We start from the raw sequence: 21,044 nt of genomic DNA, 5'->3' as shown, positions 1-21,044 counted from the left end.
CACCAACGATTGCTACTGTGATGATCGCAGGACGCGGAAACGTCTCCCGCATAGACCGAAGCCCCGACGCATTCGCGCGGGGTTTCGCGTTTTAAGCGGCGGGCTGACGATCGCGCCGTGGGGTTAGGGCCGTCGAAGTTGGCTTGGAATATGCCGGTGACCCGGGTCGATGACGACGTCGTTGACATGCTTGGTTTGGCGGCCGAACTGCCGATCGTTGGCGACCTGAGTGTGTGCTGGGCGCCTGGGGCACAAACTATTCAAGCCGTTACCATATCCTGACCAGCGAAAATGTGTCATAGAGCACATCTTGGTAGTAGTCTCTTGCTCATGTTCGAAGTGATCGCAGCTTCGGGACAATGACCACACAACAGATGGTTCGCGGAGGCTATTCATGTACAAAAAAAGAGTCATTACGGCGATTGCGGCAGCTGCCACGCTCGGCATGCTGGTGACAGGTTGCGCTAATCAATCAGGCCCAAGCACATCGGACTCTTCTGGGGCAAGCAACAAGGTCAACATTCCCGCAATTTCCAAGGTCGACGTTCCTTCCGGAGCCGTTCTTCCCAAGGGTGATGGCAAGGCTACCTGCCCGTCCACCACCACGCTGGCCTATGGCGGTGCCGAAACCGGTCCCAACGCCCAGCTTGGTATCAACATCTTCAATGGCATCCAACTCGCCATCAACCAGCACAACCAGGCAAACCCGGGCTGCCAGGTGCAGTTCAAGAAGTTCGATACTGAAGGCGATCCGAACAAGGCCACCGGCCCGGTGACCCAGATGGTTTCCGAGTCGGACATCGTCGGCGTCGTCGGCCTCCCGTTCTCCGGTGAGTCCAAGGCCACTGGCAACATCTTCGAGCAGAAGGGCCTCGTTCACATCACGCCGTCGGCTACCAACCCCGGCCTGACCAAGAACGGCTGGACCACCTTCTACCGCGCCCTCGGCAACGACGCCGTCCAGGGCCCGGCTGCAGCGAAGTTCCTGACGGACAAGCTGCAGGCAAAGAAGGTTTACCTCGTCCAGGATGACTCCGACTACGGAATCGGCCTCGGCACCCAGACGTCCCAGGCACTCGGCGGAGCACTCGCTGGTTCCGACAAGGTCATCACCGGCCAGAAGGACTTCTCGGCAGTGATCTCCAAGATCATGAACACCAAGGCCGACACCGTTTACTACGCCGGTTACTACGCTGAAGGTGCCCCGTTCGACCAGCAGCTCGTTGCCAAGGGCTTCACGGGATCGTTCGTTGGTCCTGATGGCGTGAAGGATGACCAGTTCATCAAGCAGGCTGGGGACGCCTCGTCCAACGCCTACTTCACTTGCCCCTGCATCCCCGGTGAGCTCATCCCCGACTTTGCTTCGGCATACAAGGGAATCGCCAACGCTGATCCTGGAACCTACTCGATCGAAGGATACGACGCCGCAACCGTCCTCCTTTCCGGTATCGACAAGGGCAAGCAGACCAGGGCGGACCTCCTGTCATGGGTCAAGTCCTACGACGCAGACGGCCTGTCCAAGCACTACAAGTGGGACAGTACCGGCGAGCTGGCAACGCCTGATGTTTACGGTTACAAGGTTGAGAACGGCAAGATCGTTCCCATCGGCGTCATCGGTAAGTAATAGTCGACAGCACATGTGAATGCTGGGGGTGAGCATTATGATGCAAACCCCCAGCATTTCTCTTGACCGCATCAGGAAGCATCCATGATCACTGAAGTTATCCCTAGTTTGATCAGAACCGTCAGTACGGACGACACGTGGATTACATTCGACGTGAACTCGCTGGCCCAGAACTTTTGGAATTCCACATTTGATGGATTGACCTTCGGGGCAATCTACGCGCTGGTGGCCCTCGGTTATACGCTCGTCTACGGCGTGCTCAACCTCATCAACTTTGCCCACTCCGAAGTTTTCATCACTGGATGTTACGGAGTGTTTTTCACCCTTAGTGCCCTGAATTTTGGGCCGTCGGCTCCGAAGCTCGCATTCTGGGCGATCGTCGGTAACCTCGTCCTCGCCTTGGTCGTGGCTATTGTTGCCTCAGCCCTCATGGCGGTCATTGTGGAACGGGTGGCCTATAAACCTTTGCGGCAACGTAAGGCTCCGCGCCTGGCGTTCCTGATCACGGCTATCGGCGTCTCCTTTGCCATCCAGTACACGATCTACTGGTGGCGTGGTCCCAGCCCCGAAGCTGCGCTGACTATGTTCCGCCCAACGCCGCTGTTCGATGTCTTCGGAACCATCATCGACTCACAGCAGGTTGTCATCGTCGTGGCAGCAGTAATCCTCATGGTTGCTACGGACCAATTCATCCGCCGTTCCCGGACAGGCCGCGGTATCCGAGCCGTGGCGCAGGACCCGGATACGGCCACCTTGATGGGCGTGAACAAGGAAAAGATCATTGTGACCACGTTCATCATCGGTGGAGTCCTCGCCGGTGCGGCCGCCTTGTTCTACGTTATGAAGATCCCGTCCGGTGTCCAGTACAGCGGTGGCTTCATTCTGGGTGTCAAGGCATTCGCAGCAGCTGTCCTCGGCGGTATCGGCAACGTGCGCGGTGCGTTGCTCGGCGGCCTGCTGATCGGCCTGATCGGCAACTATGGCCAGGTTCTTCTGGGCAGCTCACAATGGACTGACGTTGTTGCCTTCGTTGTCCTGGTTTTGGTATTGATTGTGCGGCCTGAAGGTATCTTGGGCAGCTCGCTAGGAAAGAGCAAAGCATGAGCACTACAGAAGGACCTACCCTCATTCCGGACGATGCTGCTACCCAGGCCATGATGGACCGGGAAGCCAAAATGAAGCCTCGAAAGGGGTGGTTTCCGGGGCTTGGCGAGAAATGGAATACCCTCTCGCGCCAAAAGCAATGGTTGATCCTCATTGTGGTGGTGGTGATTGCCTACCTGCTTCCCATCCTCAACCCGCCATTGATTACCACCGAGCCCGGCAATAACTGGCAGATCGCCCTCGCGCAGATGTCTGTTTACGCCCTGGTGGCGGTAGGCCTGAATGTCGTCGTGGGTTACGCGGGCCTCTTGGACCTCGGGTACGTGGCATTCTTCGCCGTGGGTTCCTATACCGCAGCGATGTTCACCAGCCCCGACTCGCCCTACGTGCACATTCCGTACCTGTGGACGCTGCCGTTGGCGATGGCCATCACCATGTTCTTCGGGGTCATGCTGGGTGTGCCTACGCTACGTTTGCGCGGTGACTATCTGGCAATCGTGACTCTGGGGTTCGGCGAAATTGTCCGCATTCTGGCCACGATTATCCCGGCCATGAAAGGCCAAGTGGGTTTCCAGAACGTGGGTCACCCGCCGGGAACGGACTCAGGTGGGCAGCCCATCTTCCTGAACTCCAATGGAACTCCCTGGTACTGGCTGACGCTGACCATCATCATCCTTGTTCTCCTGGCCGCCGGAAACTTGGAGCGCAGCCGTGTTGGACGGGCCTGGATCGCCATCCGGGAAGATGAGGATGCCGCAGAAATCATGGGTGTTCCCACCTTCAAATACAAGGTCTGGGCGTTCGCCATTGGAGCCTCGGTCGGCGGTCTCTCCGGGGCCTTGTTCGCAGGCCAGGTGGGGTTCGTGAACAATCAGAAGTTTGATATCGCAACCTCGATCCTGTTCTTGGCTGCCGTGGTCATGGGAGGCACCGGCAACAAGGTAGGCGCCATCCTGGGCGGTTCCTTGGTGGCGTACATTCCGCTCAGGTTCACCGCAATTGCCGAATTCAAATACCTCATCTTCGGCGCGGCACTGGTGCTCATCATGATCTTCCGCCCGGGAGGCATCTTGCCGGCACGTCAGAGCCTGCTCGCGTACGGGCGGATCGCGTACAACAAAGTCAAAGCCTTGGCCATGAAGAAACCGGCTACCGGGCAGTTGACTACAAGCACAGGAAAGGGGGCCGGCGATGAGTGAGGCAATTGAACCGGACATCGACGTCGAGGCCCTTAAGGAACAAGGCGTCGATCTCGAAGTTGCCGAAAAGGTTGCTCCGGAGCGCGACATAGCAGTCAGCGTGGGCGATGCCCTGGTGCAGGTCCAAAACCTCACCATCAAGTTCGGCGGACTCACCGCGTTGGATAACGTGTCCTTCGATATCAACCGCGGCGAGATCTTGGGGCTCATCGGACCGAACGGCGCAGGCAAAACCACCTGCTTCAACGCGATGACCGGTGTGTACAAACCGACCTCCGGGAAGGTGCTGCTGGAGGGGCGGGCCCTCAACGGCTTGGCCCAACACAAGATCACCCGGCGCGGGCTTGCGAGGACATTCCAGAACATCCGCCTCTTCGGTGAGATGACGGCCCTGGAGAATGTGGTGGTGGGCTTGGACGCCCGGCACAGGACCAGCGTCGGTGGGGCCCTGCTCCGTTTGCCCACGCACACGCGGGAGGAAAAGTCCGCCGTCGAGCGTGGCATGGCTCTCCTGGAGTTCGTCGGCATCGCCGATCACGCGCATTTCCTGTCCCGCCACCTGCCTTATGGTTACCAGCGGCGCTTGGAGATTGCCCGGGCGCTCGCTACGGACCCTAAGGTTCTCTGCTTGGACGAGCCTGCTGCCGGCTTTAACCCGGCGGAAAAAGAAGAACTGATGGCGCTCATCCGCACCATTAGGGATGACGGCTACACCGTGCTCCTCATTGAGCACGACATGAAGCTTGTCATGGGAGTCACTGACCGGATCGTTGTGCTTGAGTTTGGCAAAAAAATTGCCGACGCCGAGCCCAAGGTGATTCGCGATGATCCCAAAGTTATTTCCGCCTATCTCGGGGAGCCTGAAGATGACGTTGCTTGAGCTCAAGAACGTTTCCGTCCACTACGGCCGGATTCAAGCCATTCATGACATGTCCTTCAAAGTCGATGAAGGGGAAATTGTTTCGCTTATTGGCGCAAATGGTGCTGGGAAGACCACCACCATGAGGACTGTTTCCGGGCTTTTGAACCCGTCGTCGGGATCGATCACGTTTGCGGGGCAGGACATAACGCGAATGAAGGCCCATATCCGGGTGATTCGCGGTATATCGCAGGCACCTGAAGGCCGGGGCATCTTCCCGGGGATGACTGTCATGGAGAACTTGGACATGGGTTCCTACGGCAGGAAAGACAGGTCCGTGGTCGCCAATGACCTTGAGCGGGTGTTCGACCTGTTTCCGCGCCTTAAAGAGCGCGCCAAGCAGTTCGGCGGAACCATGAGTGGTGGCGAGCAGCAGATGTTGGCGATCGGGCGGGCCTTGATGTCCAATCCGAAGCTGCTGTTGCTCGATGAGCCTTCCATGGGGCTGGCTCCGCAGTTCATCCGGCAGATCTTCAAGATCATCACCGAGATCAACAAGCAAGGAACAACCGTTCTCCTCGTCGAACAGAACGCGAACCAGGCCTTGGCTCGCGCACACCGGGCCTTCGTCCTGGAGACGGGGGAGATTACGCATAGCGGCACCGGAAAGGACTTGCTGGCCAATCCGGCCATCAAGGAGGCCTATCTCGGCGTTGGGTAGTTTCCCGGCGGCGCCCGTCCCTGGACGGGCGCCGTCGTCGTCGATTGTTGGGTCCGCCTTTAGTTTTCGGGTCACAGTTGGGTTTCTTCCTGTGAACAAGGGAACTATCCCAACGGGGCAGCCGTGGTAATTGGTACCGTGAATTATCACTCAGCCCTTTCAGGAGGACATCCCCCATGGCACTAGGCGGCAACCCCATCTTCAACGGAAAGAACTTCCGTCGAGCCACGCAGGCCCCGCCTGTTCCGCAAAATCCCTACGGCCAGCAGTTCAACCAGGGCCCCGGCCGGGTCCAAGGACAGGTCATGGACGGCCAGGCGGCTTGGTCCGCCCAGCAGCAGAACATGACCAACGAACAACTCCAACACCTCTACAACCGACCATCGGCCAGCCCCGCGGACACCGGGCGCATGACGTTTGACGACGTCATCATGAAGACCGTTGCCTGCCTTGTGGCATTGGTGGTTGGCGCCGGGATTACGCTCTTCGTTGCCCCGGGCCTGTCCAGCGGACTCATGATTCTGGGTGCTTTGGGTGGTTTCGTGCTGGCATTGGTCAACACCTTCAAGAAGCAGCCATCACCGGCGCTGATCCTGGCTTATGCCGGACTCGAGGGCCTGTTCCTTGGTGGTCTCACGCGCGTTTTGGACAACATGTACCCGGGTGTCGGAATGCAGGCCGTCATCGGGACCTTGGCAGTTTTCGCCGTCACGCTGGTGCTTTTCAGGAGCGGCAAGGTCCGCGCCACGCCTAAGATGGTCCGCTTCTTCATGATCGCCACCATCGGCTACGCAGTGTTTGCCCTCATCAACCTGGTCATGATGTGGACCGGCGCCGTCCAGGAACCCTTCGGTCTCAGGAGCAGCATCCACATTGCCGGGATTCCGCTGGGCGTGTTTATCGGCATCCTGGCCATCGGACTTGCTGCGTTCTCGCTGATCATGGACTTCACCAACATTGAGCAGGGAGTCCGTGCCGGTGCGCCTGAGCGTTACTCGTGGACCGCCGCGTTCGGCCTGACTGTGACCCTGGTGTGGCTCTACGTTGAGATCATCCGCCTGCTCGCGATCCTGCGGGGCGACGACTAGCTCAAGCGCTCCAAAACCACTGCCATCCCTTGGCCGCCGCCGACGCACAGCGTCGCCAGGCCAAGGGTGGCATCGCGCTCCTTCAACCCGCTCAGGAGCGTGGTGGTCATCCTCGCTCCGGTCATCCCGAAAGGGTGCCCGAGCGCGATCGCGCCGCCGTGGACATTGAGTTTGCCTGGATCGATGCTGAGCTCTCGGGCACTGGCGATCACTTGCACCGCGAAGGCTTCGTTGAGTTCCACGAGGTCGATGTCGTCCATGGTCATGCCAGCCAGTTCCAGCGCCCGGCGGGATGCCTCCACCGGACCCATGCCCATCAGTTCGGGGGAGAGGGCGCTAACACCTGTGGAGACCACCCGGGCCAAGGGTTGCAATCCCAGTTCGCGCGCTCGCGAGTGGCTCATGACCACTAGTGCTGCAGCGCCGTCGTTCAGGGGACAGGCGTTGCCGGCAGTAACCGTGCCCTCGGCACGAAATACCGGCTGGAGCGCGGACACAGCGTCCATGGTGACTCCTGGCCTGGGAGAGTCATCGCGGTCCACCACGGACCCGTCCTTCCGCGTATAGGGAGTGATCTCCCGGGAATAGAACCCGGATGCGATGGCCGTCTCCGCCCGGTTCTGGCTTAGGACGCCCCACTCGTCCTGTTCCAGGCGCCCAATTCCATAACTGGTGGCGACGTTTTCTGCCGTTTGCCCCATGGAGATGTAGATGTCGGGGAGCCGGCCACCCAGCCGGGGATCGGTCCACGGAGTATTCGACGCCGTCCGGGCGGCAGTGCGTTGGGCCGCGGCGGCAAAGCGGGGATTGTGGGTTGAGGTATCTGTCTCGCCCGCGCCCACCCAGTTCTGGTACCTGGAGACGCTTTCCACTCCGGCGGCGATGACGGCATTGGCCTCGCCTGATCGGATCGCGTGGAAGGCCATCCGCAGGGTCTGGAGACTCGACGCGCAAAAACGGTTGACAGTCGCCGCCGGAACCCGGTCCAGTCCGGCCAGGACGGCAACTACCCGCGCCATGTTGGAGCCCGCCTCCCCGCTCGGTTCCGCGCAGCCCAGTAGAAGATCATCCAGCCCTTGGCCATCACCGTTGCCGGGCTCAAACGCAGGAATTTTTGCCAATGCCGCCTCCACCATGGCAGCGGCAAGATCATCCGGACGCTCATCCTTCAGCGCACCTTTGAAGGCTCGGCCAATGGGACTTCTGGCGGTAGAAACAATGACAGCCTCAGTCATGGCCCCAGCATACGCCCGGCCACGGCAACCAGACTCCCGTGGCCTGTCCGGTCAATGCTTTACGCGAGCCGGCGTGCTCCTGCTGCGGGGGTAACAGTAAAGATATCCGGTGCGGTGAAGGCCGCCTGGGCAAAGGCATGTACGACGGCGCCACGCACCTGTTGTTCCTGGGCCACCGGAGTCAACGCGATGGCCGAACCGCCGAAACCGCCTCCGGTCATGCGGGCCCCAATGGCACCGCTGGCTCGCGCAGTATCAACGGCGAGGTCGAGCTCGGGGCAGGAGATCTCGAAGTCGTCACGCATGGAGGCATGGCTCGCGTCCAAGAACCTGCCGATGTGGGCCGGACCTTGGCGGGCCAGAACGTCCACGGTTTGGAGGACACGATCGTTTTCCGTGACCACATGCCGGACCCGTCGCAACGTGGTGTCGTCCAGGAGTGCCGCGGCTTCAACCAAGTCAGCCACGCCGACGTCGCGCAGGGCTTTGACGCCTAATGTCTTGGCACCCAACTCGCACGAAGCGCGGCGCGAGGCGTAGCCGCCGTCGGCGTGGGAGTGAGAAACCTTGGTGTCGATGACCAGCAGGACGAGGCCCGACGCTTCGGCGTCGAACGGGACGAGATCCACGTGCTGGTCCCGGCAATCCAAGAAGACAGCCCGCCCTTTCGCGCCTCGGAGGGAGGCCGACTGGTCCATGATCCCGGTGGGTGCGCCGACGAAGGCGTTCTCGGCCCGTTGGGTAGCCAGTACCAATTCCTCTGCGGCCAAACCCGCACCCGTGAGCTCGTTCAATGCAGTAATAACGGCGCACTCGATCGCGTGGGAGGAGGACAGGCCGGCCCCGAGAGGCACGTCGGAGTCGAGAAGGAGGTCGAATCCGGGTACCTCCACGCCGCGCTCTTTCAGGGCCCAAGCAACTCCCAGTGGGTATCGTGACCAGCCACGGCCGGACCCGGGCTCCAGCCCGGCGAGATCGTCCTGAACCAAGCCATGGCCACCGAAGGTGGAAAGAAGGCGCACAGCGGAATCGCCGCGCAACCGCAAAACCACTTTTGCTGTCTTGTCGATAGCGAAAGGCAGCACGAATCCCTCGTTGTAATCGGTGTGCTCACCGATCAGGTTCACCCGTCCTGGTGCCTGCCAGACGCCGTCGGGAGTTGCGCCGAACGTCTCCTCGAAGCGGGAGGCGAGCATGCCGGTGCTGGAATCGGTGGTCCTCATGCGGACGAGCCCTCCAAGGTGGTGGATACGGTCTGGGTCGGGGCGGCACTGCCGGGCGCCACACTGCTGCGCGCTACACTACGCAGCCGCTCCGCGACTGCTTCCGGTGTGGTGTCGTTGATGAACGCCCCCATCGCAGCTTCCGAACCGGCCAGATACTTCAGCTTATCGGCGGCTCGCCTGGGTGAGGTCAATTGCAGGTGGAGCTGACCTGCCGGTCGAAGCGCCGGATCCAAGGGCGCTTGGTACCAAGCGGAAATGTAGGGCATGGGCGTTGGATAGAGGGCATCCAAGCGATTGAGCAGGTCCAAGTAAACGGTGGCCAGCTCATCCCGTTCTTCGCCTGTCAGCCCGGCCAAATCGGGGACACTGCGGTGCGGGACCAGATGCACTTCCAAGGGCCAGCGAGCGGCAAAAGGAACGTAGGCGCTGAAGTGGTCGCCCTCGAGGATCATGCGGCTGCCGTCTTCCCGTTCAGCCTTCAATAGCGACGCCGCGAGCGTCTCTTTCGCGTCGACGTCGTCGTAATACTTCCGCGCCACCGCACCCAGTTGCGCTGCACGGGGCGTGAGGTACGGGTACGCGTAAATCTGCCCGTGCGGGTGGTGCAGGGTGACGCCGATGTCCGCGCCACGGTTCTCGAACGGGAACACCTGTTGGACACCGGGAAGCCCGCTGAGCGCCTCGGTTCGCTGAGCCCACGCCTCGATGACCGTGCGGGCCCGCGTTTCACTGAGCTTGGCAAAAGCGCCGTTGTGTTCCGGGGTGAACGCGATGACTTCACATCGTCCATGCGCAGCGCCTTTGATGCCATGCCGACGCACCGCGGGCAGTTCCGGGACGTCTCCTGCCGTGGGCCCAAGGGAAGGGAAGCGGTTCTCGAACACCACGACGTCGTAGTCGGGAGCCGGAATTTCCGAGGGGTTCGCGGCAGTGGTGGGGCATAGTGGGCATTGATCCGCTGGCGGGAGGTGAGTGCGGGATTGCCGGTGTGCAGCCACGGCCACCCAGTCGCCGGACAGGGCGTCGTACCGAACCTCACCCGGCTCACCCCGCGATGGAAGGGTCCGGTGGTCAACCAAGGACTCCGGCTCCCGGACAGGGGTGGCGGGGTCATCGAAGTAGATAAGTTCCCGGCTGTCCGCAAGGCGCGTGCTGGTGATTCGGCTCATGATTCGATTATTCCATAAGCAACCAAAAGCGCATAGAAGCGAACATTAGTTAACATTTGCTGGGAATGGTCCAGGCAGGCCAGTCCGAAGGCGTGCGCTCCGGGAGATGCAGTACGGTAATGCCATGCATGCTTCCGAGCCTTCCGTGCCCGCCGTTGCACCGGCCCCACCTGCCGAAGAAACAGCAGCGCCATACCGTTCCCGACGCTTTGCCACGGGGCGGCAGTTCGAACTCCGTCGCGGCGACGCGCTCGCCGTCGTCGTCGAACTTGCCGCCGGCCTGCGCCTCTACTCCCGAGGCGGTGTGCAGTTGACCGAGAGCTACGCGGATGATCAGATACCGCCTGGCGCCGCAGGGATTACCCTTGCGCCGTGGGCCAACCGGATTGCGGGCGGCCTATGGCACCTCGACGGCAAGAAGCAGCAACTGGATATCACCGAAGTATCCCGGAACAACGCCAGCCACGGGCTGCTGCGGAACACCGGTTACGCACTGGTGGATGAGTCCGAATTCTCCGTGACCTTGGAAGCGACCGTCTTTCCCCAGCACGGCTACCCGTTCCTGGTCCGGCATCGAGTGCGCTACGAACTGGATGCGAACCTTGACCTCCGAGTGGCCCAAACACTGGTGAATGACTCCACCGCGAAGGCCCCGTTTGTCTTGGGTGCCCATCCGTATCTCCGCGTTGGTGAGGTTCGGCCGGAGGATCTGGTCCTGACTGTCGCCGGCGCTTCGCTCTTGGTGACGGACGAACAATTGATTCCACAGAGCTCGGCACCCGTGGACGGCGATTCCGATTTCCGGACGGGAGTCACTGTGGGTGATCGCCTCGTGGATGTGGCACTGACGGATTTGACGTTCGACGACGGCGTGGCCCGGCACACTCTGACGGCGCCGGATGGCCGGAGCGTGAGTCTTGAACATGGAGAGGCATGCCAGTATGTGCAGGTCTTCATCACGGACACGTTCCCCGGACGATCCCGGGCCGTCGCGATTGAACCCATGACGGGGCCAGCCAACGCCTTCAACAGCGGCACCGGCTTGCGCTGGCTCGAACCAGGGGAGGAATTTACCTCCCGCTGGGCCATCACCGCGTCCCTCTAGGGGCCCGGTTTCCGTTAGGGGGCGGGCTACGGAATTATGGGGTCATGACGCCACAACCTGACGCCAAACCCCGCACCGACCGCCAAATCGCCGAGGACATCCCGTATGGGGTCCGCATTGCCGCCGCTTGGTCGTGGCGCGTGGGTTTGATACTGCTCATGATCGGCGTCCTGGTTTGGCTGCTCAGCCAGGTCAGTTTCCTCATGATCCCCCTGATGGTCGCCGCACTCCTGGCTGGTTTGTTGTATCCCGTTGTCGCGTTTCTCCGTGACCGGAAAGTACCCAACGGCGTCGCCGTCGCTATCACCGTACTCGGCTTCATCGGCGTTATTGGCGGGGCGCTGGCATTGGTTGGCAGGCAGCTCATTTCCGGAATTGGTGAGCTATGGCAGGAAGCGCTGGTTGGAATTCAACAGGTCCAAGGGTGGTTGGCAGACGGACCGCTGCACCTGACCGCGGACCAGATCGACCAGTACATTTCCGACGGCGTCAACGCCCTCCAGAACAACAGCAGCAGCATCGTGAGCGGTGCAGTGTCCGTTGGTAGCACGGCAGGCCATTTCGCCGCGGGACTCGTACTGTCGCTCTTCATCCTGATTTTCTTCCTGTTGGAAGGCAGCCGCATCTGGTCGTTCCTCGTGCGCCTGATGCCCAAAGCCGCCCGCAGTGCCACCGATGGTGCCGGCCGCCGCGGCTGGACGTCCATGGTCAGTTACGTGCGGATCCAGATGTTCGTAGCTTTCGTTGACGCGGTGGGCATAGGCGTCGGTGCCGCCATCATCCAGGTGCCCTTGGCCCTGCCCTTGGCGGTCCTGGTGTTCATCGGCTCCTTCATCCCGGTGGTAGGGGCCCTGGTGACCGGCGCCATCGCGGTGCTGCTCGCCCTCGTGGCCAATGGACCGGTCAACGCGCTCGTCATGCTCGCAATCGTCTTGCTGGTGCAGCAGCTCGAAAGCCATATCCTCCAGCCTTTGGTCATGGGCAAGGCAGTGTCCTTGCATCCAGTGGCCGTGATCTTATCCGTGGCAGCTGGTTCCTACCTTGCAGGGATCCCGGGAGCGTTGTTCGCCGTTCCGTTGCTTGCCGTAGTAAACACGGCAGTTCGCTACATCGCGGGCCGGACATGGGAACATAATGAAGGGCGTGGCACGCCCGACGTCGGAGCTGATCATGGCGCCGACAGCAAGACCCTTGCATCGGGGGACCCCTCCGAGGACCCTGCGGCCGCCACCAACAAAGGAGAATAGTCAGTGAATACCCTCGAAACCCTGCCCGTCACCCTGGACGATGTCCTTAAGGCGCAGGAACTGCTCGAGGGGATTATTACTAAGACTCCGGTGGAAACGTCCCGGGCCTTGGGCAGTCTCGTCGGTGGCAACGTCTACTTCAAGTGCGAAAATCTCCAACGCGCAGGCTCCTTCAAAGTCAGGGGCGCCTACGTTCGCATGGCCCGGCTCACCGATGAGGAAAAGAAGCGCGGCGTCGTAGCTGCTTCCGCCGGTAACCATGCGCAGGGTGTCGCCGTGGCAGCAAAGAGCCTCGGAATCAACGCCCGCATCTACATGCCCCTTGGCGTGGCACTGCCGAAGCTCGCCGCCACGCGCAGTCACGGCGCGGAAGTGATCCTGCATGGACACAACGTGGACGAGGCCCTGGCTGAGGCGCAGCGGTATGCCAACGAAACCGGCGCCGTTTTTGTCCATCCCTTTGACAACGTGGACGTTGTTGCAGGACAAGGGACCATTGGGTTGGAAATCCTTGAGCAGATCCCCAACGTGGACACCATCCTCATGGGCGTCGGCGGTGGCGGGCTGTTGGCCGGCGTCGCCGTCGCCATCAAGGAGCGGGCCAAGGAGCTTGGCCGTGAGATCCGCGTCATCGGCGTGCAGGCGGAGAACGCCGCAGCCTACCCGCCATCCTTGGCTGCTGATGCGCTGGTGCCGCTGAAGAAGGTGTCCACCATGGCTGATGGCATCGCGGTGGGCCGGCCAGGCCAGCTTCCGTTCAGCATCATCCGCGAACTGGTGGACGACGTCGTCACCGTCAGCGAAGACTCACTGGCGCGGGCCCTCATTTTCCTGCTGGAACGGGCCAAGATGGTTGTGGAGCCCGCTGGAGCGGTGGGAGTAGCCGCCCTGATGGACGGCAAAATCGAGAACCCGGGGAACACCGTCGTCGTGCTTTCCGGCGGCAATATCGATCCCATGCTCATGCTGAAAGTGATCCAGCGAGGCCTCTCCGCGGCAGGGCGTTTCATGACTGTTCGCATGATGCTCGATGATCGCCCCGGCTCGCTGGCCACGATTGCCCGCATCATCGCCGAAAACGATGCGAACGTGACCGGCTTGGACCACACCCGCCTGGGCGGTGCCATCAGCATGGGTGACGTCTCCATCACCATCAACCTGGAAACCAAGGGTCATGAGCACGGCGAGCAAGTCCTCGGCGCGCTGCGGGCCGAGGGCTTCCAGCCGATCGTGGTGCACTAGCAAGGAAGCGCCCATGGTCATCGACACGCCCAATGGGCCCGACGCCGCCAAGGAAACACTGGCCGGCCGGGCCAAGGGCGGGTTGCTGTTCATGGGCGGCTTCGTGATCCTGCTCTACGGAATCGAGTTCCTCAACTCATTCCTGGCGCACAGGCTCAACGCGGACTTCGGACTGAGGCCGCGGAACGTTGCCGGAATCCTGGACATAGCGACCTTTCCGTTGCTGCACGCCAACTTCAACCATCTGCTCTCCAACACGCTGCCGTTGATCATCTTCGGGTTCCTGGCGTTCCTCTCCGGCTTCCGCGTCTTCATCACTGCGCTGGCATTCAGCTGGTTAGGATCCGGGCTCACCGTGTGGTTGATCGGCGAGGGAGGGGTCACGGTGGGGGCCTCAGGGCTCGTCTTTGGACTGTTCGCGTTCTTGTTGGTACGCGGGTTTTTCAACCGAAGCTGGTGGCAGATCTTACTGTCGGTGGTGCTCTTCCTCGCCTACGGAAGCATTCTTTTTGGCGTCCTGCCCACGGTGATGGGATATGTCTCGTGGCAGGCCCATCTTGGCGGGGCAGTCGGGGGGATTATTGCAGCCGTTCTCCTCCGTCCCAAAGGGCATTCCTAGCGACGTGCCTGAGCCGACGTGGAAAGGCGGGGACGCGAACCGCCCGGGACGCAAAAACGCCGGCCCGCCCATGAAAGGGGGGACCGGCGTCGTGCGTTGCTTGGGCCTTGCGAGCTGCGGGTTAGGCGACGTACGGCTTCGCGGAAACGATTTCCACAGGAATCTCTTTGCCGTTAGGGGCGACGTAGCTCAATTTCTCGCCCTCCTTGTGGCCGATGATGGCCGCGCCGAGCGGGGATTTTTCGCTGAAGACATTCAGGTCTGAGTCGCCTGCGATTTCGCGGGAACCGAGCAGGAATTTCTCTTCATCGCCGGCGATGCGGGCAACCACGAGCATTCCGGGTTCGACGATTCCGTCATCTGCCGGTGCCTCGCCCACCTGGGCGTCGCGCAGAAGGACGGTCAGCTGGCGGATGCGGGCCTCGATCTTGCCCTGCTCTTCCTTTGCCGCGTGGTAGCCGCCGTTTTCTTTGAGGTCGCCTTCCTGGCGTGCGGCTTCGATCTTCTGGACGATATCCGCCCGGCCAGCGCCGGAAAGGTGGTCCAGCTCAGCCTTCAAGCGATCGAAAGCTTCCTGGGTAAGCCAAGCTGCTGTGGCGCTGTTGGTGGTAGACACGGATTTCTCCTCTTGATCTGACAATGCAAAAAGCCCCGCCTAGGTGGCCACTCGTGGAACTCAGTAACCAACTTAACGGGGTGAAGGTTTCATCCATTGTAGTAAATCCTTTGGACGAACCCAAACCGGATGAGGGGCAGGTCACACGATTGTTATTTACCCTTGTCCACGATCCAACAACTGTCCACGACGCCGGACACCGCGGGGGACTCGGTCCGGAGGACCGCCCGTTGGCTGGTGGTGCTGCCACCGTCCGCACCCTGACGGGGATCGTTCGGCCCTATTTCCTCCACCTTCCAACCCACCACCGCGAACTTTGAATCCAGGGCCTTGACGGCGCACTTTGCTGTGGCCGAAGGGTTCTTGGTGACTTGGTAGTCCACCTCAGCTTGGGTTCCATCGACGGCACTGTAGCCGATGTCCTTCGACGTGACCGGTGCTTGCGTGGAGCTGGTGGCAAGCCAGACCGTGAAGGCGATGCCGACTATGAGTGCGGCGATGACGATGATCCGCTTGGCCGCTCGGGTCAGGCCACGCTTTTTACCGCCGTAGCGATTGGCTAGGCTGTTATCTGCTGGCACGCCGGTGGCCGAAAGATCCTTTGAAGTCACCTGTCCAGTTTAGTGCGGCCATTGCTAGCTGCTGCACTGCCCGGGAATTGTTCGATCCATGAAAGAGGAGCCGTCACGTGACAGCGTCCAGCAGTTCCGACCAGCAGCTCCGGCTGTTGGCCGTCCACGCCCACCCTGACGACGAGTCAAGCAAGGGTGCGGCGACCATGGCAATGTACGCCGCTGCGGGAGTCGATGTCATGGTCGCTACCTGCACCGACGGTTCCCGGGGGGACATCCAGAATCCCGCCATGGAAGATGCTCCGCACCCCAAACGGGACATGGCCGGAGCCCGCCGCCTCGAAATGGCCAATGCGGCGGCCGTTCTTGGCATCCGCCAGCGGTGGCTCGGATTTGTCGACTCCGGACTTCCGGAAGGGGATCCACTCCCGCCACTGCCGCCCGGATGCTTCGCACTGCAACCGCTGGAACGGGCCTCTGCGCCGCTGGTTCATCTGGTGAGGGACTTCAAGCCGCACGTCATGATCAGCTATGACGAAAACGGCGGCTATCCGCATCCGGACCACATCATGGCGCACAAGGTGGCCGTCGAAGCTTTCGAAGCCGCGGGCGATCCCACCCGTTACACGGACATGGGGGAGCCGTGGGCTCCGAGCAAGCTTTACTATGACCGCGCCTTCAGCCCCGATCGCTTCCGGGCACTGCACTTTGCGCTCGAAGAAGCCGGCCTTCAGTCTCCTTACGCTGAACGGCTCGCCAAGTGGTTGGAGGCCGACGCCGAAGGCCACACCCCGCCGGAACCGGCGCACAAAACCACAACGCAAGTGGATTGCGGTGCCTTCTTTGAGGCGCGGGATGATGCGCTCCGTGCCCACCGCACGCAGATCGATCCGCTGGGGTTCTTCTTTGCGGTCTCATCCGAGTTGCAACGCAAGGTCTGGCCGTGGGAGGACTTCACCTTGATCCATTCCACGGTGTCCTCCGAGCTACCGGAGAAGGACCTCTTCGCCGGTATCAGATTCGCGGCATAAGATAGGTACCGGCGGTTTCTATGGTTTGTAGAAATCGCCGGGTGGCCGTCCAGTTCCGGCCACGTACTGATCCCTCCGGCACGCACCGGCGCCCACAGAAGGTTTGAACGTGCACCACTTGATTCTCGCCCTGACCGTCAGCCCGTCGCCTGATCCGACACTGTCCGGTTTGCGACCCGGCCTGTCGGAGGACCAGGTGACGCCGGGTACCTGGGGCTTTGTCCTTACGGCCTTCATCGTCGTTCTGACGACCCTCCTGATCGTGGACATGGTCCGCCGCATCCGCCGCGTCCGCTACCGGGCGCAGGTCGAAGAAGCCCGCTTGGCGGCCGAGTCGGACGGCTCCGTGAACGGTGGCGACCGGGCGGACAACAACGGCGATACGGGTTCCTCAGCCCGCTGACCGGAGCGCCGCTGACTCTGGCGGGCAGTGGGCGCAACGCATTCCCCCCGGAGCTCGCCGCCGGGAGGCTCTGACTAACCCGTATGCATCACAAGGTCAATGGGTCGCGCTCGCGGAGGTCTGGGCGATGATGGAACTGTGAACCGACTTGCCAGCGCCTACAGCCGCTACCTCCTCCAGCACAAGGACAACCCGGTGGATTGGTTTCCGTTCGGGGATGAAGCCTTTGCCGAAGCAACGCGCCGTGACGTTCCGGTGTTTTTGAGCATCGGGTATGCGGCCTGTCATTGGTGCCACGTGATGGCGCACGAGTCCTTCGAGGACACCCAGACAGCCGAGTATCTGAACGCCCATTTCGTGTCGGTGAAAGTGGACCGGGAGGAACGGCCGGACGTTGATTCGATCTACATGGCGGCGACGCAGGCCATCAGCGGCGAGGGCGGATGGCCCATGTCCGTCTTCCTGACCCCGGACGGCTTGGCTTTCCATGCCGGGACATATTTCCCGCCCATTCCTTTGCCGGGCAGGCCGTCGTTCCGCAATGTGCTTGAGGCAGTGCATGAGGCTTGGGTGGAGCGCAGGGATGCGGTGGAACAGAACGCACGGGGACTGGCAGCGAACATGGCTTCTGCCCAGTCGGCCGGCGTCGTGCGGCTTGACGGGCCGCCCGAACTGCTCGATGCCGGGCTCCTTTCAGAAGCCGTCAGCGTCCTGGCCCGCTCCGAAGACGCAGACGCCGGTGGGTTCGGCGGCGCCCCTAAGTTCCCGCCGTCGGCCGTTCTGGAATTCCTGATCCGCCACGCCGCTGTCCCCGACGACGGGGATGGCACCGCCAAGACGGCAGCTGACATGGCCGCTCGCGCGTTGGCCGGCATGGCCCGCTCCGCTTTACGCGACCAGCTCGACGGCGGATTCGCCCGGTATTCAGTCACGGCCGATTGGTCCGTGCCACACTTCGAAAAGATGCTGTACGACAATGCCCAGCTGCTCCGCGCCTACTCGCACTGGGCGCGCTGGGGCGGCAATGAGGTGTTCGGGGCCGAGGAAGCGGCACGCGTGGCGTCAGCGTGTGCGGATTGGTTGCTCGGGTCCCTCCAGCTGCCCGGGGGCGCCTTGGCCTCGTCGCTCGACGCCGACACGGTGGTCGACGGCGTCCACGAAGAGGGCGCAACCTATCTTTGGACGCCAGGGCAAGTGGAAGATGTGCTCGGGCCGGAGTTGGGCGGGGCCGTGTGCGCCATGATGAACGTGGACGTAAAGGGGACCGTCTCGGAGCTGGGATCCCCGCTGCACCCTGCACGGCAGTTGTCTCCGGACGAGCACGGGCTCTGGAACCGGGCCCAACCCGCGTTACTGGCTGCCCGTACCCGCCGGGATCAGCCGCCCGGGATGAGAAGGTGGTCGCCGGATGGAATGGCATCGCCGTCGGGGCCCTCGCGGAAGCCGGCGCCATCTTGGACCGCCCCGAGCTGGTCGAGGCCGCTGAGGCCGTTGCGGGTTACCTTCACGACGTCCACTGGGCGGACGAGGAACAGCTCCTGATTCGGGTCTCGCACGAGTCCCGGGCCAGAGGCATCGGTGGGTTGCTGGAGGATTACGCGTTCTGCGCCGATGGACTTTTTGCCTTGTTCGCTGTGACGGGCAGAAAACGGTGGTACCGGCTCGCTGAACAGCTCATCGAGGCTGCATGCACGCGTTTTGCCAGCAACGGCCAACTGGCCGACTCCGCCGCGGAATCCGCGCAGGTCTTCAACGCGCAGGGGCAACACGCGGCGCTGGATCCATTCGACAATGCAACCCCCAGCGGTGCGGCCGCTTTCGCGGGAGCATTGCTGACTTACGCGGCGTACTCGGGGTCGCAGGAGCACAGGCTCATGGCCGGCAACATCCTCGGCCTGCTGCCGCCGCTTGCGGCCCGGGCCCCGCGGGTTGCCGGCTGGCTCCTGGCCACCGCGGAAGCGGCGCTGCAAGGTCCGGTGGAGGCCGCCGTCGCCGGGCCTGACACGCCTCAACGGCGCGAACTGCATGCGCTGCTGTTGAAGTCGGCCCACCCCGGCCTGGTGGTCGCCGTGCAGGAACACGACGACGGCGGCCCCGGCAACGCCTACGCTCCCGCCTCCGAAAGGGACCGGATTCCGGAAGCTGAGGTTCCGCTGCTGCTCCACAGGTCCGGAGGACCCGATGGCTCCGCGCAGGTTTACTTATGCCGCGGCATGGTCTGCGAGCGACCGCTGGAGGATCGGGACGCCGTTCAGGCGACGTTGGAAGCGATGGCGTCGGAGCGATGATCCGTAAGCTGTTGAGCTAGCTGAGCACGGCCATCATGATGGCCGTGAAGTGCGCAGCGAAAGCGAGAACGGTGAAGGCGTGGAAGAGCTCGTGGAAACCGAAGTGCTGCACACTGAAGTTCGGTTTCTTTATCGCGTAGAACACGGCGCCGGCGATGTAGAGAGCGCCACCAACGCAGATAAGGATCGCAGCGGCCGGGTTGGCCGCGAAGAACTGCGGCAGGTAGAACAAAGCACCGCACCCCAGGGCGATGTACACGGGCACATAGAGCCACCGCGGAGCATGCGTCCACAGGATCCTGAACAGCACCCCGACGATCGCACCGGACCACACGAGCCACAACAAGGTCACCGCCTGGGATCGTTCGAGCAAGGACCAAGCCAGCGGCGTATAGCTGCCCGCAATGACCAGCATGATGTTGGTGTGGTCCAGCCGTTTAAGGACCAGCCGGGTCTTGGGTGCCCAGTTGCCTCGGTGGTAGACGGCGCTCACGCCGAAGAGCATCACGCCCGTGACGGCATACACGGCGGACGTTATTTTCCGGTCCCCTGTGGGGGCCACTGACACGAGTATGATCCCTGCCGCAAGGGCGAAAGGAGCAGCGACCGCATGGATCCATCCGCGCCACAGGGGCTTGGTTTCAAGAATCTCGGCCATGGTTCAAGAATAACCTGAGCCTCGGTAAGTTACTCGCGGGTAACTCAGGCGCTTGTGCTCGGTAACCTAGGCGCTTGCGCCGTCTGCACCGGCTATCCAGCTCGGGAAGGTAGCCTTGGATGTGCGTCGTCGTACACGCAGGGAAGTCGTACAAGTAAGGAAGTCAGGTGAGAGTCCGGTGGAACTGCCCGGTTTCTTCTATGGCTTCTATGAGCGCAAACTCCTGCGTTCACTCAAGCAGGACAAGATTCCGCGCCACATCGGCGTCATGGTGGACGGTAACCGCAGGTGGGCCAGGCAATTCAATGCCCCCACCAGCCAAGGACACCAGGCGGGCGCCGACAAGATCCACGAATTCCTGGGCTGGTGCCAAGAGCTCGGCGTCGAGGTCGTAACCCTGTACATGCTCTCCACGGACAACATGAACCGTTCAGGGGAAGAGCTTGACCTGCTCATGGGCATCATTGCCAACACCATGGATCGCCTCGACGAAGACGACGCCGTATCCGTTCATGCCATGGGCGCCCCCGAGATCCTGCCCGACTATTTGGCCGAACGCCTCAACAAGCTGACATCCCGAACGCCCGCCCACGAGAAAATCCATGTGAACGTCGCGGTCGGCTACGGCGGGCGCCGCGAAATCGTCGACGCCGTCCGGGAACTTCTGCATGAGGCCGCCGCCAACGGACGCACGATGTCCGACGTCGCCGATGAACTTTCCGTGGACGACATCTCACGGTTCCTTTACACCAGGGGCCAGCCGGACCCTGATCTGGTGATCCGCACCTCCGGGGAACAGCGGCTTTCAGGTTTCCTCATGTGGCAAAGCGCCTACAGCGAGTTTTATTTCTGCGAGGCACTCTGGCCTGCCTTCCGTAAGGTCGACTTCCTGCGGGCACTGCGGGACTATGCCGGCCGGCAACGCCGCTTCGGGTCCTAGGATTTCCGGTTAATCCGGAATTCTCCTTCCGGACATCCGACTTGCCGATGACGGATGGTGGAAATTCCTGTGAGTGGGATTACGTTAATCCCATCAGC

The 21,044-nt window shown here is 61.9% G+C and carries 19 protein-coding genes and 1 pseudogene; 14 read left to right on the top strand and 6 right to left on the bottom strand.

The features are described from left to right. Positions 1-394 precede the first annotated feature (394 nt). From SB659_RS03585 to SB659_RS03560, 6 genes are all read left to right on the top strand, one after another. Positions 395-1,624 (top strand): branched-chain amino acid ABC transporter substrate-binding protein, encoded by a 1,230-nt coding sequence (locus SB659_RS03585; protein WP_410549504.1) that lies wholly within the window; start codon positions 395-397, stop codon positions 1,622-1,624. Between the two features lie 84 nt (positions 1,625-1,708). Then, the gene (locus SB659_RS03580; RefSeq protein WP_410549503.1) at positions 1,709-2,728 is read left to right on the top strand and encodes a branched-chain amino acid ABC transporter permease; all 1,020 of its coding nucleotides are present in this window, start codon (positions 1,709-1,711) and stop codon (positions 2,726-2,728) included. After that, positions 2,725-3,927 (top strand): branched-chain amino acid ABC transporter permease, encoded by a 1,203-nt coding sequence (locus tag SB659_RS03575; RefSeq protein ID WP_410549502.1) that lies wholly within the window; start codon positions 2,725-2,727, stop codon positions 3,925-3,927. The genes SB659_RS03580 and SB659_RS03575 overlap by 4 nt, the downstream gene beginning before the upstream one ends. After that, positions 3,920-4,807 carry an ABC transporter ATP-binding protein gene (locus SB659_RS03570; protein WP_410549501.1) on the top strand — a complete coding sequence of 296 codons (888 nt, stop codon included), beginning with the start codon at positions 3,920-3,922 and terminating at the stop codon, positions 4,805-4,807. Before SB659_RS03575 ends, SB659_RS03570 begins: the two co-directional genes overlap by 8 nt. After that, positions 4,800-5,507: an ABC transporter ATP-binding protein gene (locus SB659_RS03565; RefSeq protein ID WP_410549675.1), complete on the top strand. Its 708-nt coding sequence runs from the start codon at positions 4,800-4,802 to the stop codon at positions 5,505-5,507. Before SB659_RS03570 ends, SB659_RS03565 begins: the two co-directional genes overlap by 8 nt. A 176-nt stretch (positions 5,508-5,683) precedes the next feature. Further along, positions 5,684-6,595, top strand: coding sequence for a Bax inhibitor-1/YccA family protein (locus SB659_RS03560; RefSeq protein ID WP_410549500.1), 912 nt, complete (start codon positions 5,684-5,686; stop codon positions 6,593-6,595). Here SB659_RS03560 and SB659_RS03555 read toward each other — a convergent pair. Genes SB659_RS03555 through galT form a run of 3 tightly spaced genes read right to left on the bottom strand, consistent with a single transcriptional unit; the run spans position 6,592 to position 10,225 of the window. Further along, a complete protein-coding gene (locus SB659_RS03555) occupies positions 6,592-7,830 on the bottom strand; it encodes an acetyl-CoA C-acetyltransferase (RefSeq protein WP_410549499.1) in 1,239 nt (412 codons plus the stop codon). The two genes, SB659_RS03560 and SB659_RS03555, sit on opposite strands and share 4 nt — an antisense overlap. A 59-nt stretch (positions 7,831-7,889) precedes the next feature. Continuing rightward, positions 7,890-9,053 (bottom strand): galactokinase, encoded by a 1,164-nt coding sequence (gene galK / locus SB659_RS03550; protein ID WP_410549498.1) that lies wholly within the window; start codon positions 9,051-9,053, stop codon positions 7,890-7,892. Beyond that, the gene (gene galT, locus SB659_RS03545) at positions 9,050-10,225 is read right to left on the bottom strand and encodes a galactose-1-phosphate uridylyltransferase (RefSeq protein ID WP_410549497.1); all 1,176 of its coding nucleotides are present in this window, start codon (positions 10,223-10,225) and stop codon (positions 9,050-9,052) included. The genes galK and galT overlap by 4 nt, the downstream gene beginning before the upstream one ends. A 106-nt stretch (positions 10,226-10,331) precedes the next feature. On the opposite strand from galT, the gene SB659_RS03540 reads away from it, so the two are divergent. Genes SB659_RS03540 through SB659_RS03525 form a run of 4 tightly spaced genes read left to right on the top strand, consistent with a single transcriptional unit; the run spans position 10,332 to position 14,438 of the window. Continuing rightward, the gene (locus tag SB659_RS03540; protein WP_410549496.1) at positions 10,332-11,330 is read left to right on the top strand and encodes an aldose 1-epimerase family protein; all 999 of its coding nucleotides are present in this window, start codon (positions 10,332-10,334) and stop codon (positions 11,328-11,330) included. 44 nt (positions 11,331-11,374) lie between these two features. Beyond that, positions 11,375-12,577 (top strand): AI-2E family transporter, encoded by a 1,203-nt coding sequence (locus SB659_RS03535; protein WP_284977658.1) that lies wholly within the window; start codon positions 11,375-11,377, stop codon positions 12,575-12,577. A gap of 3 nt (positions 12,578-12,580) precedes the next feature. Continuing rightward, entirely contained in the window at positions 12,581-13,819 is a 1,239-nt protein-coding gene (gene ilvA, locus SB659_RS03530; RefSeq protein ID WP_284977659.1) for a threonine ammonia-lyase, read from the top strand. A gap of 13 nt (positions 13,820-13,832) precedes the next feature. Beyond that, positions 13,833-14,438, top strand: coding sequence for a rhomboid family intramembrane serine protease (locus SB659_RS03525; RefSeq protein ID WP_284977660.1), 606 nt, complete (start codon positions 13,833-13,835; stop codon positions 14,436-14,438). Between the two features lie 121 nt (positions 14,439-14,559). Here SB659_RS03525 and greA read toward each other — a convergent pair whose 3' ends face one another. Both greA and SB659_RS03515 read right to left on the bottom strand, forming a co-directional pair. Further along, positions 14,560-15,054, bottom strand: coding sequence for a transcription elongation factor GreA (gene greA, locus SB659_RS03520; RefSeq protein WP_284974376.1), 495 nt, complete (start codon positions 15,052-15,054; stop codon positions 14,560-14,562). Positions 15,055-15,206: 152 nt separating this feature from the next. Beyond that, positions 15,207-15,665, bottom strand: coding sequence for a DUF4307 domain-containing protein (locus SB659_RS03515; protein WP_410549495.1), 459 nt, complete (start codon positions 15,663-15,665; stop codon positions 15,207-15,209). A gap of 77 nt (positions 15,666-15,742) precedes the next feature. Here SB659_RS03515 and mca point away from each other — a divergent pair, with 77 nt between their 5' ends. From mca to SB659_RS03500, 3 genes and pseudogenes are all read left to right on the top strand, one after another. Beyond that, entirely contained in the window at positions 15,743-16,657 is a 915-nt protein-coding gene (mca, locus tag SB659_RS03510) for a mycothiol conjugate amidase Mca (RefSeq protein ID WP_284977662.1), read from the top strand. Between the two features lie 109 nt (positions 16,658-16,766). Further along, positions 16,767-17,060: a hypothetical protein gene (locus tag SB659_RS03505; protein WP_284977663.1), complete on the top strand. Its 294-nt coding sequence runs from the start codon at positions 16,767-16,769 to the stop codon at positions 17,058-17,060. Positions 17,061-17,159: 99 nt separating this feature from the next. Continuing rightward, a pseudogene (locus SB659_RS03500) lies at positions 17,160-19,348 on the top strand (thioredoxin domain-containing protein). Between the two features lie 16 nt (positions 19,349-19,364). Here SB659_RS03500 and trhA read toward each other — a convergent pair. After that, complete coding sequence (gene trhA, locus SB659_RS03495) at positions 19,365-20,006, bottom strand: PAQR family membrane homeostasis protein TrhA (RefSeq protein WP_284977665.1); 642 nt, start codon at positions 20,004-20,006, stop codon at positions 19,365-19,367. A gap of 178 nt (positions 20,007-20,184) precedes the next feature. On the opposite strand from trhA, the gene SB659_RS03490 reads away from it, so the two are divergent. Further along, the gene (locus SB659_RS03490) at positions 20,185-20,946 is read left to right on the top strand and encodes an isoprenyl transferase (RefSeq protein ID WP_284977666.1); all 762 of its coding nucleotides are present in this window, start codon (positions 20,185-20,187) and stop codon (positions 20,944-20,946) included. Positions 20,947-21,044: the final 98 nt, after the last annotated feature.

It is taken from the genome of Arthrobacter sp. SIMBA_036, assembly GCF_046535135.1.
Classification (GTDB): domain Bacteria; phylum Actinomycetota; class Actinomycetes; order Actinomycetales; family Micrococcaceae; genus Arthrobacter.
This window is presented reverse-complemented; position numbering and strand designations above follow the sequence as displayed.